A 12598-nucleotide genomic window follows, 5' to 3' on the forward strand; every position below is an offset into this window, starting at 1 on the left:
TTTTTGTAGCGAAATTACATTTTTAAAAGGGGGTTTTATTTCTCTTTTCTTCCTCTAGTATGGCGTGTATTGGGTAGTAAATACTCAGTTTAACGACCAAAGTTTAGGAGATAGTGCTTTGACAGAATACGTGATTCGTCTTGATCAGGCGCGCATGACCGATGTGGAAAAAGTAGGTGGTAAGAATGCCTCTCTTGGTGAAATGATCAGTCAATTGAGTGAAGCCGGTGTGCGTGTACCGGGTGGCTTTGCCACGACTGCCGAAGCGTATCGAGAGTTCCTAGCCTATGGTGGTTTGGCGGATCGTATTAATGCACGTCTTGATGAGCTGGATGCAGATGATACGCGTGCATTGGCGGAAACTGGCGGTCAGATTCGTCAGTGGATTATGGATGCGGATTTTCAACCTGAATTGGATGCTGCGATCGAAACAGCTTACGCAGAGATGTTGGATGGCCAAGCTGAGATCAGTGTCGCAGTGCGCTCATCGGCGACTGCAGAAGATTTGCCAGATGCCTCTTTTGCTGGCCAGCAAGAGACCTTCCTAAATATTAAAGGCCTAGATAATGTTAAACACGCGATCAAAGAGGTGTTTGCTTCCCTATATAACGATCGCGCCATCTCTTACCGAGTTCACAAAGGATTTACTCACGCTGAAGTAGCGCTATCTGCGGGTATTCAACGCATGGTTCGCAGTGAGACCGGCGCATCGGGCGTTCTCTTCTCATTGGACACAGAATCAGGTTTCCAGCACGTTGTCTTCATCACCGCCGCGTACGGTTTGGGCGAAACCGTTGTTCAGGGCGCAGTTAACCCTGATGAGTTCTACGTCTACAAACCCACTCTAAAGCAGAACGCTCCTGCGATTCTTCGTCGTACCATGGGCTCTAAAGCGATCAAGATGATCTACACGGATGAGCACAGTGCGGGTAAGGCGGTAGAGACGGTCGATGTCTCTTATGCGGATCGCAACCGTTTCTGTGTGACGGATGAAGAGGTAGAAGAGTTGGCGCGCATTGCCGTCATCATTGAGAACCACTACGGCCGTCCAATGGATGTCGAGTGGGCTCGTGATGGGGATGATGGTCAGCTTTACATCGTTCAGGCTCGTCCAGAAACGGTTCGCAGTCAGACACAAAAAACCGTGATCGAACGCTACCTGATGAAAGAGAAGGGTCAGGTCCTCGTTGAAGGTCGTTCGATTGGTCACCGAATTGGCGCCGGTGTTGTTCGTCTTGTTAAGTCACTTGATGAGATGCACACCGTTCAGGATGGTGATGTGTTGGTAACGGATATGACCGACCCAGATTGGGAGCCGGTTATGAAACGTGCATCAGCGATCGTAACGAACCGTGGTGGTCGTACCTGTCACGCGGCGATCATTGCACGTGAGTTAGGTATTCCTGCTATCGTGGGCTGTGGTGATGCAACCTCTGCACTGACTGACGGCCAAGAGGTGACTGTTAGCTGTGCAGAAGGTGATACAGGCTACGTCTACGCGGGTTGTCTAGACTTTGAACACACTACAAACAATGTTGAACAGATGCCATCGCTGCCGTTCGACATTATGATGAACGTGGGTAACCCAGACCGTGCCTTTGACTTCCAATCACTGCCGAATGCTGGTGTTGGTCTGGCGCGTTTAGAGTTCATTATCAACCGAATGATTGGTGTTCACCCGAAAGCGTTGATTAATCTAGAGGAGCAACCACGTGATGTGCGTCAGGTTATTGAACGCCGCATCGCAGGTTACAAATCGCCTGTTGATTTCTACGTTGATAAATTGACTGAGGGTATCTCAACGCTTGCGGCCGCTTTCTACCCTAAGAAAGTGATCGTTCGTATGTCGGACTTCAAATCTAATGAGTACGGTCACCTGATCGGTGGTCAATCGTTCGAACCGCATGAAGAGAACCCAATGCTAGGTTTCCGTGGTGCTGCTCGCTACATCTCTGAAGACTTCCGTGACTGTTTTGAGCTGGAGTGTCGTGCATTGAAACGTGTCCGTGATGAGATGCGTCTAACCAATGTTGAGATCATGGTGCCGTTCGTACGCACACCAGGCGAGGCAAAACAGGTCGTAGATCTGTTGGCGGAGAATGGGCTTCAGCGCGGACAGAACGGTCTTAAGTTGATCATGATGTGTGAAATCCCATCCAACGCACTACTCGCTGACCAGTTCCTTGAGTACTTTGACGGCTTCTCAATTGGTTCGAACGACCTGACTCAGCTGACACTCGGCTTGGACCGTGATTCGGGCCTTATTGCGCATCTGTTCGATGAGCGAAACGAAGCGGTTAAGCGTCTTCTTGAGATGGCGATTACCGCCTGTAAGGCGCAGGGTAAATATGTGGGTATCTGTGGACAAGGACCTTCGGACCACCCTGATCTTGCCCGTTGGTTGATGCAGCAGGGTATCGACAGTGTGTCACTCAACCCTGATTCAGTCATGGATACCTGGTTCTACTTGGCGAATGACAAAGCCTAAAAGAGGCTAAATCCTTAAAAACGGTCAGGATTCACTCCCTGGCCGTTTTTCGTTCTGGCCTAACCGGTTATCATAGGGTTTTTAATATTGGGAGAGAGGCGTGTTTGAACTCGGTAAGCGCAATCAATTAACGGTGTTGCGAGAGAGTCCATACGGTGTCTATTTAGAGACAGGTGATGGTGGCGGCATACTGCTCCCTCGAAGTGAAGTGCCTGAAGGTACTAAGCCTGGCGATAAGCTGCGTGTGTTTGTCTACCTTGACTCCCAAGATCAAGAGATCGCGACCTTGGCGCATCCCAAAGCGGAAGTGGGTCAATTCGCTCGACTGCGTGTTAAAGAGACCACGCCGATAGGTGCTTTCCTGGATTGGGGACTATCTAAAGATCTGCTGCTGCCTTTCTCAGAGCAGCAGCGTGATGTGACGGAAGGTCTGTGGGTGAATGTCTTCATCTACATTGATAACTCGAACCGTATCGCGGCCTCAATGAAAACGGATCGTTATCTTGAGTCCAACCCAACCGACCTAAACAAAGAGATGCTGGTTGAAATGCTGCCCTGGCGTATGACTGACTTAGGCATGCTCTGCATCATCAATGATCGCTATGAAGGCCTTATCCATCGTCAAGACCTCACTCAGCATTTGAAATTGGGTCAGCGTCTGACGGGCTATGTTAAGCAGGTTCGTGAGGATGGACAGATTGACCTTATGCTGACGCCACCTGGTTATAAACGAGTCGGGTCTGTTGCCGATAAGCTGTTGGCTGAGTTGGAGGCGAACAGCGGCTTCTGTCCACTGGGTGATAAGAGTCCGCCTGAAGCGATTAATGCCCGTTTTGGTTGCAGTAAAAAAGCCTACAAAATGGCGATTGGTCAGCTGTTGAAAGAGGGCAAGATCCAAATTGAAGCGGATGGCCTTCGTCTAAAATCTTAAAATCTATCAGGAGAAATCGATGGAAGATCTACTACCCGAACTGTGCGATCGCTATGAAGATGATGTGCGCATTCTTGAACCGATGTTTGGTAACTTTGGCGGTCGTGAACGCTTTAGCGGAAAGATCGTGACGATCAAAGCGTTTGAAGATAACTCCTTGGTTCGTGAACAAGTTGCGCTACCTGGTGAAGGTCGAGTGCTGGTAGTTGATAGCGGTGGCTCTATGCGTCGCGCGATGTTGGGTGACATGCTGGCTGAGAAAGCAGTCAAGAATGGCTGGTCGGGTATTGTTATCTACGGCTGTATCCGTGACGTGAATGCCATTGGTGATCTTGACCTAGGTGTTCAAGCGTTGGGCTGCCACCCGTTGAAGACCGAGAAAAAAGGGGCGGGGGAATTAAATGTCACGCTTCGTTTTGGCGGTGTTGATTTCATTCCGGGTGAATATCTCTACGCTGATAACAACGGTCTGCTGGTTAGCGAAAAAGAGTTAACGATTGATTGAAAATTGACCAGCATAGGTCTATTATCCACAGCCCGTTCTTAGTTGAGCGGCTGTAATTTTTTCTATTTTATAAGTTGTTGTTTTTAAACAGATTTAAAATTTTTTCAAAAAAAGTTACAGATTCACGGAACTAAAAGACTTCACAGAGGGTCTACTGTTCTACAAGCAGGGCATTTTTTAAGCCCTATTTGGTAAATCACCAGCTTGAAAGCCTCTAAATGAGCAGTTATTACTGCTGACCGCAGCCTGGAACTCCCCCTTTATCCGGCCTGCGGTTTTTTATTGCCTAAATTTTAGCTAAGCCTAAATGCTTTCTAGAGTGCTTTGTCGTAGCGTGCTTTAAGAATCATTACACGTTCGATGTAGCGCTCTGTCTCGGGATAGGGTGGTATGCCTTGGTAACGTTTTACAGCCGTTGGCCCTGCGTTGTAGGCTGCTAGGGCCAATTTTGTGTCACCAAACTGCTCTAGCTGCTCTTTTAGGTATTGGCTCCCGGCAAAGATGTTCGCGCTAGGATCCTGTCGGTTCTCGACACCTAGGGAGAGTGCTGTCTTTTTCATTAGCTGCATCAAACCCATTGCCCCTTGTGAAGAGAGCGCGTTGCTTTTGAATGCCGACTCCGCATGAATCACGGCGCGAATAAGAGATTCGTCAACCTTGACTTGGTTGGCGGCGATTTGTGTAATGCTGCGAAAGTCTCGAGTGTTTAGAGGCACAGTGTGCCAATCGATTGATGGGTTTGACCGGCAGGCATAACAGTCAAATTTGAGTATTTCATAATGAGTGGTCTGTTTAGGGCGTCGATCGCTGAACGAGAGCACGCCTGACTCGTTGCGAAATTTATAGATGGTCTGCGAACTCTCACTTTTCGCAGAGGTGCTGTAGACTGAGCTGACTATCAGCAGTGTCGACAGCAGTGTTAGACGCTTGTTTAAATACATAATGCTCAAACTTTGAGGTTTACGTGAAGTATAGGCTACTTATTTTCGATTGGGATGGAACTTTAATCGATTCTCAAGCGCGTATCGTATCCAGTTTTCAGGGCGCTACGCGTGAGCTAGGTCTAAGAATCCCCAGTGATGAGTCAGTGCGAGATATTATTGGCCTTGGCTTGCCAGAGGCTATTCTTAAAGTCATGCCTGAATGTGATGCCGCAACGCGAGAGCTCATTCGGCAGGGTTACAGTAAACACTATCTAGAGGTTGATCAGACACCCACGGCGCTATTTGACGGTGCATTTGATGGACTGGGGCTACTCAAACAGCATGGCTATCGACTCTCGGTCGCGACTGGAAAAAGCCGCCGTGGTTTGGATCGCGTCCTGTCTGATACAGAGTTGGCGGGCCATTTTGAACTGACCAAGTGTGCTGATGAGACGGCATCCAAGCCAGATCCTTTGATGCTGCATGAGATCCTAGAAGAGACAGGTTTGGATGCTAGCGAAGTCCTTATGATTGGTGACACCAGTTATGATTTGGAGATGGCGCGCAGTGCGGGTATTGATCGAGTGGCTATGAGCTATGGGGTGCATGAGGTGGATGATCTGCATGCCTTTGAACCGTTGCAGGTGTTTGATCATTTTAATGAGTTAGTGGATTGGTTAAGGAGTTAATGTGGAACACAATCCTTGGGGTGAAAAGCCTAGTGATTCAAAAGAGAGTATTGAGCAGGCTAGTGGAACGGTTGTGCAAACTAATGAGAAGAGTGATCAGCCTGCTGTAGACAGTACCGATTAAAAAAGCTGGCGCTTGCTTGAAAAGCTGGTTGATAACGTCAACCGTGAGCAGCGCCGATCTCGCCGTTGGGGCATCTTCTTCAAGTCTCTGACCTTTATCTATCTGTTTGGTATCGCAGGCTTTTTTCTGTGGAGTGAGAAGTTCGCCTCCATTGAGGAGATCTCTAAGCCACATGTGGCAGTGGTTCAAGTGCGTGGCGTTATTTCAGACAGCAGCGAAGCCAGTGCTGATCTGTTGATCACCTCTCTGCGCGATGCGTTTGAGGCATCTGACAGTCTCGGTGTTATTGTGCGTATTAACAGCCCGGGTGGTAGTCCTGTTCAAGCCGGTTACGTCTATGATGAGATTGTTCGACTCCGTGCACTCTATCCTGATAAGGCGGTGATGGCCGTTATTACCGATATTGGCGCCAGTGGCGGTTATTACCTAGCCAGTGCCGCGGACGCTATCTATGCGGATAAAGCCAGCCTGGTCGGTTCAATTGGGGTCATTTCAAGTGGATTTGGTTTTGTCGATTTGATGGAGAAGCTAGGGGTTGAACGCCGTGCTCTTACCGCAGGCGACAGCAAAGCACTGCTAGACCCTTTCCAGCCGCTCTCGGATCAACAGAAGCGCTTTTGGCAATCTGTGTTGGATACTACTCACCAACAGTTTATTGACGCTGTGAAGCAGGGTAGGGGTGATCGTCTTGCTGATAACCCTGAGCTGTTCTCTGGACTAATCTGGACAGGTGAACAGGCCGTTGAATTGGGTTTGATTGATGGGTTAGGCAGTGCTAGCTCTGTTGCTCGCGAACAGTTTAATACCGATCATCTAATTGATTACAGCTACCGTCCAAACGCGGTTGAACGCTTGGCAGAGCGTCTAGGTGTTGGGGTGGCCAGTCAGGTTATGAACACTCTCGGTATAACGAGCTCTATCCAGTTCAAATAGATCGCTAATAGCGTCTATTTTAGAAGCGGGTTGATGCCCGCTTCTAGTAATAGATGGTTTAACCCAATCAGTGGTAGGCCAATTAGAGTATTAGGGTCTCTGCTCTCAATCGACTCAAACAGAGTGATACCTAACCCCTCGCATTTAAAACTGCCTGCGCAGTCCAGCGGTTGCTCGCGATCAATGTAAGCTGTGATCTCTGCGTCTGACAGTTCTCTAAAGGTCACGACAACCTCTTCTAGATACTCTCTAGTCTCCTCAGTTTGGCTGTTGAAAAGCGCCAAAGAGGTTAGAAAGCTGACACGCCGACCGCTGCACAAAGAGAGCTGGGTAATCGCTCTCTCTTTGGTTAAAGGTTTGCCAAGAATCAGCTGGTCAAGCGTAGCCAGTTGATCAGACCCTATAATCCAGTGTGCAGGGAACTCTTTAGCTAACGCCTTGGCTTTCAGTTGGGCTAAACGAGCCGCACAAGCCTCTGGAGACTCACCGGCTATTGGCGTCTCATCGATGTCGGGAGAGGCGTGTTCAAACTCATTTAAAATGCGAGACAGTAGTTCGCGGCGATATTTTGAGCTTGAGGCTAAAACGATCGGTAATTGGTGGCTTTTCATCGATATTCCGCTGCGATTTTGTGCAGATTGGGCTTTTGTTAGCTAAAGAGGCTCTAACCTAACAAATATCCTCAATTAATGGCATATATTCCTTTACAGTTGGGCTTCAGATCCCTAGAATTGCGCGCTTATGTCGAACGGCCCTCTTCCGAAAAAAGTCGACCCTCGGAAACTTGCCGAGCGGGAAGCAGTTTTAACAGGCACCATTGCACTGCAATCTATGCCTCACCTCTGCTCCTTGCTGGTCAGTCCCTGTGGTGATGTCAATGTAGAACTGGCTTTTGCCCTTGATGAGCAGAAGCTAAGAACTGTGACCGGACAAGCGAACGTTGAAGTTCAGCAACAGTGTCAACGTTGCTTGGAGCCAGTGACATTGCAATTGGAAGCAGAGTTCAGTTTAGCCGTTGTGTTAAACGAAGAGCAGGCCAAGAATTTGCCCCGTTACTATGATCCTCTACTGTTAGAGGATGATGTAAATCTTGCAGATTTGGTCGGAGAAGAGTTGATACTGAGTTTACCAGCCGTCTGTTATCATGATGACTGTTCAGTAAAAATGTCCTTCGGCGAAGATGAGATACCTGCGGAGCAGATTGAAAAACCGAATCCATTTAGTGTGCTAGCGAGCCTTAAGAAGTAGCGCTAGTAAAGTAAGATCCAGGAGTAAAAACCATGGCAGTACAGCAGAACAAAAAGTCTCGTTCACGTCGCGATATGCGCCGTTCACACGATGCACTTAGCAACCCAACTCTTTCAGTTGAACAGACTACTGGTGAGACTCACCGTCGTCACCACATGACAGCTGACGGTTTCTACCGCGGTCGTCAGGTTGTTGCAAAAGGCGACGAGTAAGTCTTAGCCGTGCAACACAGTTATTGCATCGCTGTTGATGCAATGGGCGGGGACTTCGGTCCCCGTATTACTGTTGAGGCCTCCCTCGCAGTTCTTAAAGATCACCCTGATCTATCGATTACCCTTGTGGGTGATCAAGAGCAGATCGCTCCCTATCTTCCTAAAGACGCTAATTCACAGTTAAGCCTTGTGCATGCTTCATCGGTTATTACGGCCGATATGAGGGTAATTTCCGCTCTGCGTGAAGGCTCGGACAGCTCAATGCAGTTAGCTCTGGATCAGCTCGCATCAGGTTCGGCCTGTGCCGTTGTGAGTGCTGGCAATACGGGGGCTTTGATGGCCCTTGCGAGACGCACCTTGGGAATGATTCAGGGGATCGATCGTCCCGCTATCTCTGCAGCTATGCCGACCTTGAAAGGCGAGTGTCAGGTCGTCGATTTGGGCGCTAACTTAGACTCATCCCCAGAGATGCTAAAGCAGTTTGCTGTGTTGGGGCGCGCTTTGGTGCGGGTTACAACAGGTAGAGATCCAAAAATTGGTCTGCTTAACGTAGGCTCTGAAGAGACCAAGGGCAACGAGACGCTTCGTGAAGCGAGTGCTCAGATAGCGGAACTTCCAGAGGTGAACTACATCGGCTTTGTTGAAGGCGCTGATCTGTTTGTTGGTGAAGCGGATTTGATCGTCTGTGATGGTCTGGTCGGTAACGTGGCCCTAAAGAGTAGCGAAGGGGTCGCTAAGCTGCTAGCTCATCGACTGCGCCAGGTGTTTGCAGGTTCACTCTACAGTAAAGTCATCGCATGGCTGGCTAGCCCAATGCTGACAGCCCTGACTAAATCGCTCGATTCAGGTCAAAGAAATGGTGCACTGTTTTTAGGTTTGAATGGTCTGGTCGTTAAAAGTCATGGTGCTGCGAACGCTAATGACTTTAAGGCGGCTTTAGAAAACACTCTTAATATGCTTAAAGCCGATCTGCCTAACCAGTTGGCGGATCAGGTTGCTCAGGATCTAAACAGTTCCCCTTAAGGGTTCAGATATTCCTCATATGATGTAAACTCCGCACTAGGTTTTTTTATGGAGTTAATCTCCGACAGTTAATCGAGGACAACATGTCTCAATCACTTGCATTGGTCTTCCCAGGCCAAGGTTCACAATCACTCGGTATGTTGAGTGATCTAGCTGCACAGCACTCTATTATCACGGATACGTTTAAAGAGGCTTCTGAAGCCTTAGGTCAGGATCTTTGGGCTATTGCTCAAGATGGGCCTGAAGCGGTTCTTAATAGCACTGAGAATACACAACCCGTTCTGCTGACTTCGAGTGTCGCTCTGTGGCGTTTATGGCAACAGCAGGGTGGTGAAGCACCCTCGGTTGTCGCAGGTCACTCACTGGGTGAATACTCCGCGCTAGTTTGTGCTGGTGCTATCTCCTTGGCTGACGGTGTGCGTCTGGTTCGCCTTCGTGGCGAGTTGATGCAGGCTGCGGTTCCTGCTGGTACTGGGGCGATGGCGGCAATTCTTGGTCTTGATGACGCGGCTGTTGTGGCTGCTTGTGAGCAAGCCGCTCAAGGTGCAGTGGTCTCTGCAGTTAACTTTAACTGCCCCGGTCAGGTCGTAATAGCCGGTGAGAAAGCGGCGGTTGAGCGTGGAGTTGAGGCCTGTAAAGAGGCGGGTGCAAAACGTGCAGTAGAGCTACCTGTATCGGTGCCTTCTCACTGTGCGTTAATGCAGCCAGCAGCTGAGAAGTTGGCTGAAGCATTGGCAAAGATTGAGATTACACTGCCAGCGATTAAACTCATTCACAACGTCAATGCATCGACTTGTGAAGATGTTGCTGAATTGCGTGATCTGTTGGTGCAGCAGCTGTACAGTCCAGTGCGTTGGACTGAGAGCGTACAAGCAATGTTAGCACTGGGTGTTGATCGCACCGTTGAGTGTGGTCCAGGTAAAGTTCTGTCGGGTCTGAATAAGAAAGTCGATCGCGCACTAACCGTTTTGAATATTGGTGATTCTGCGGGTCTAGAAAAAGCCCTAGAAGCACAAAATAGCTAAGGATTAAAAGATGAGTTTAGAAAATAAAGTTGCGCTAGTAACAGGTGCTACCCGCGGTATCGGTAAAGCGATCGCAGAGAACCTCGCTGCACAGGGCGCTACCGTTCTAGGAACTGCGACCAGTGAAGGTGGTGCTAGTGCAATCACTGAATACTTAGCTGCAGCCGGTAATGCGGGTAAAGGTTATGTACTAAACGTCTCTGATAAAGAGTCGGTTGATGCGGTACTGGCACAGATCCAAGAGGAGTTCGGTGCGGTTACCATTCTGGTCAACAATGCTGGTATTACTAAAGACAACCTGATGATGCGTATGAAGGATGATGAGTGGGATTCTGTGCTGAATACCAATCTTTCGTCAGTCTACCGCATGGTTAAAGGTGTTCTACGCGGCATGACAAAAGCGCGCTGGGGTCGTGTGGTCAGCGTCAGCTCTGTTGTGGCCTCTATGGGTAACGCGGGTCAAGCAAACTACGCAGCAGCTAAAGCAGGTATGGAAGGTTTCTCACGTGCATTGGCTCGTGAATTAGGTAGTCGTAACGTGACGGTCAACTGTGTTGCGCCTGGTTTCATCGATACCGATATGACGGCTGATCTACCTGAAGCACATAAAGAGATGCTGCAGTCTCAGATATCACTGTCACGTCTAGGTAAGCCTGAAGAGATCGCAGCAGTCGTTGGTTTCTTATGCAGCGAATCTGGCGGTTATGTGACCGGTGAAACGATCCAGGTCAACGGTGGTATGTACATGGGTTAAAACCCCCGTTTAGGTGTGGTTTTTTACCGTATAAAAGGTTGTAATTTCCATCAGATAGCGGATAATTGCACCCAGTTAACAATTGTTGCTTATCTTTTATGTAAGCAGCGGTTTTCTAAAATTCCCAAAGTGTCAGTATAGATACAGTGGGCGTTGAAACATTATAGGAATCGATATGAGCAATATTGAAGATCGCGTTAAGAAAATTATCGCCGAGCAACTTGGTGTTAAAGAAGAAGAAGTGACTAACGAAGCTTCTTTCGTAGAAGACCTCGGTGCTGATTCACTTGACACTGTTGAACTAGTAATGGCTCTTGAAGAGGAATTCGAAACTGAAATTCCTGATGAAGAAGCTGAGAAAATCACTACAGTTCAGCTAGCAATCGACTACGTTAACGCTAACCAGTAATCGGTTCTACGTACGTTCGAAAAGCCGCACCTGCCTAGAGTAGTTGCGGCTTTTCTTTTATTAGCCCATCGGAGAGTTTTAGATGTCGCGCAATCGAGTTGTAGTCACAGGTCTTGGTCTATTAACACCTGTTGGTCAAACGGTCGATGACACTTGGTCAAATATTCTTGCGGGAAAGAGTGGTGCAGGCCCAATTGAGCATTTTGATGCTTCGGCTTTCAGCACACGTTTCTCATCATCTGTTAAAGATTTTCAACTAGAGCCTTACCTCAACCCTAAAGAGGCTCGTAAGATGGATCTGTTCATTCAATACGGCATGGTGGCTGCTATTCAAGCAGTTGAAGATTCCGGTATTGAAGTCTCAGAAGAGAATGCACCACGCATTGGTTGTGCCATTGGCTCCGGCATCGGTGGTCTACCAATGATTGAAAACACACACGACATACTGAATAAATCAGGCCCTCGTCGAGTCTCTCCATTTTTCGTTCCTGGCAGTATCATCAATATGATCGCCGGTAACCTAGCCATTAAATATGGCTTCCGTGGACCGAATATTGCGATCACAACCGCCTGTACAACCGGTACCCACAACATTGGTCATGCGATGCGCATGATTCAATACGGTGATGCTGATGTGATGATCGCAGGTGGCTCTGAGATGGCGACAACGCCACTTGGTTTGGGTGGTTTTGCCGCTGCGCGTGCCTTGTCGAGTCGTAACGACGATCCACAAGCAGCAAGTCGTCCATGGGATCGTGATCGTGATGGGTTTGTGCTGGGTGATGGTGCCGGAATGTTGGTACTTGAGTCCTATGAGCATGCTAAAGCGCGTGGTGCGAAGATCTACTGTGAGTTGAGTGGCTTTGGTATGAGTGATGACGCCTACCACATGACTTCACCACCAGAGGATGGTGCCGGTGCTGCTCTGTCGATGACTAATGCGATTAAAGATTCCGGTCTGAACGTCGATCAAATCAACTACATCAATGCACACGGCACATCGACTCCGGCGGGTGATATTGCGGAATCCAATGCGGCTAAAGCGGTGTTGGGAAGCGCTGCTTCAGATGTCCGTATGAGCTCGACTAAATCTATGATAGGTCACCTATTAGGGGCTGCAGGTGCTGTCGAAGCAGCCTTCTGTGTGCTGGCTCTTCGTGATCAAGTAGCGCCGCCTACGATCAACTTGGATAACCCAAGTGAAGGCTGTGACCTTAACTATGTGGCTCACACGGCCCAAGAGGCGAAGCTATTTGCCGCTATGTCCAACTCATTTGGCTTTGGTGGTACCAACGGTACACTCGTCTTTAACAAGATCTAGCGACCGTTGAGTC

General features: G+C 48.7%; 15 protein-coding genes. 13 read left to right on the forward strand and 2 right to left on the reverse strand.

The features are described from left to right. Positions 1–118: 118 nt before the first annotated feature. From ppsA to rraA, 3 genes are all read left to right on the forward strand, one after another. Positions 119–2488, forward strand: coding sequence for a phosphoenolpyruvate synthase (ppsA, locus tag XMM383_RS00490; RefSeq protein WP_173484298.1), 2370 nt, complete (start codon positions 119–121; stop codon positions 2486–2488). A 100-nt stretch (positions 2489–2588) separates the two neighbouring features. After that, positions 2589–3419 (forward strand): S1-like domain-containing RNA-binding protein, encoded by an 831-nt coding sequence (locus XMM383_RS11825; protein WP_173481610.1) that lies wholly within the window; start codon positions 2589–2591, stop codon positions 3417–3419. A gap of 19 nt (positions 3420–3438) precedes the next feature. Next, positions 3439–3924, forward strand: a complete 486-nt coding sequence (gene rraA, locus XMM383_RS00500; RefSeq protein ID WP_173481609.1) for a ribonuclease E activity regulator RraA — start codon at positions 3439–3441, stop codon at positions 3922–3924. A 314-nt stretch (positions 3925–4238) separates the two neighbouring features. Here rraA and XMM383_RS00505 read toward each other — a convergent pair whose 3' ends face one another. Further along, a complete protein-coding gene (locus XMM383_RS00505; RefSeq protein ID WP_173483201.1) occupies positions 4239–4865 on the reverse strand; it encodes a lytic transglycosylase domain-containing protein in 627 nt (208 codons plus the stop codon). Between the two features lie 23 nt (positions 4866–4888). On the opposite strand from XMM383_RS00505, the gene XMM383_RS00510 reads away from it, so the two are divergent. From XMM383_RS00510 to XMM383_RS00515, 3 genes are read left to right on the forward strand one after another with little or no spacing between them, the layout of a single operon-like run. Next, the gene (locus XMM383_RS00510) at positions 4889–5536 is read left to right on the forward strand and encodes an HAD-IA family hydrolase (RefSeq protein WP_173481607.1); all 648 of its coding nucleotides are present in this window, start codon (positions 4889–4891) and stop codon (positions 5534–5536) included. A 1-nt stretch (position 5537) separates the two neighbouring features. Then, entirely contained in the window at positions 5538–5660 is a 123-nt protein-coding gene (locus XMM383_RS11740) for a hypothetical protein (protein ID WP_256368116.1), read from the forward strand. A 12-nt stretch (positions 5661–5672) separates the two neighbouring features. After that, positions 5673–6593, forward strand: coding sequence for a S49 family peptidase (locus tag XMM383_RS00515; RefSeq protein ID WP_173494327.1), 921 nt, complete (start codon positions 5673–5675; stop codon positions 6591–6593). Positions 6594–6607: 14 nt separating this feature from the next. Here XMM383_RS00515 and XMM383_RS00520 read toward each other — a convergent pair whose 3' ends face one another. Beyond that, complete coding sequence (locus XMM383_RS00520) at positions 6608–7204, reverse strand: nucleoside triphosphate pyrophosphatase (protein WP_173481605.1); 597 nt, start codon at positions 7202–7204, stop codon at positions 6608–6610. 130 nt (positions 7205–7334) lie between these two features. On the opposite strand from XMM383_RS00520, the gene XMM383_RS00525 reads away from it, so the two are divergent. From XMM383_RS00525 to fabF, 7 genes are all read left to right on the forward strand, one after another. Then, positions 7335–7841: a YceD family protein gene (locus tag XMM383_RS00525; RefSeq protein WP_173494328.1), complete on the forward strand. Its 507-nt coding sequence runs from the start codon at positions 7335–7337 to the stop codon at positions 7839–7841. A gap of 32 nt (positions 7842–7873) precedes the next feature. Further along, positions 7874–8053 carry a 50S ribosomal protein L32 gene (gene rpmF, locus XMM383_RS00530; protein WP_173481603.1) on the forward strand — a complete coding sequence of 60 codons (180 nt, stop codon included), beginning with the start codon at positions 7874–7876 and terminating at the stop codon, positions 8051–8053. A gap of 9 nt (positions 8054–8062) precedes the next feature. Continuing rightward, a complete protein-coding gene (plsX, locus tag XMM383_RS00535) occupies positions 8063–9076 on the forward strand; it encodes a phosphate acyltransferase PlsX (RefSeq protein WP_173483199.1) in 1014 nt (337 codons plus the stop codon). Between the two features lie 83 nt (positions 9077–9159). Then, positions 9160–10101, forward strand: a complete 942-nt coding sequence (gene fabD, locus XMM383_RS00540) for an ACP S-malonyltransferase (RefSeq protein WP_173494329.1) — start codon at positions 9160–9162, stop codon at positions 10099–10101. Between the two features lie 10 nt (positions 10102–10111). Next, positions 10112–10855, forward strand: coding sequence for a 3-oxoacyl-ACP reductase FabG (fabG, locus tag XMM383_RS00545; protein ID WP_173481600.1), 744 nt, complete (start codon positions 10112–10114; stop codon positions 10853–10855). A 175-nt stretch (positions 10856–11030) separates the two neighbouring features. After that, the gene (acpP, locus tag XMM383_RS00550; RefSeq protein ID WP_173481599.1) at positions 11031–11264 is read left to right on the forward strand and encodes an acyl carrier protein; all 234 of its coding nucleotides are present in this window, start codon (positions 11031–11033) and stop codon (positions 11262–11264) included. 82 nt (positions 11265–11346) lie between these two features. Further along, entirely contained in the window at positions 11347–12585 is a 1239-nt protein-coding gene (gene fabF, locus XMM383_RS00555; RefSeq protein WP_173481598.1) for a beta-ketoacyl-ACP synthase II, read from the forward strand. The last annotated feature ends 13 nt before the right edge of the window (positions 12586–12598 follow it).

Source organism: Marinobacterium sp. xm-m-383, from assembly GCF_013283255.1.
GTDB lineage: Bacteria > Pseudomonadota > Gammaproteobacteria > Pseudomonadales > Balneatricaceae > Marinobacterium_E.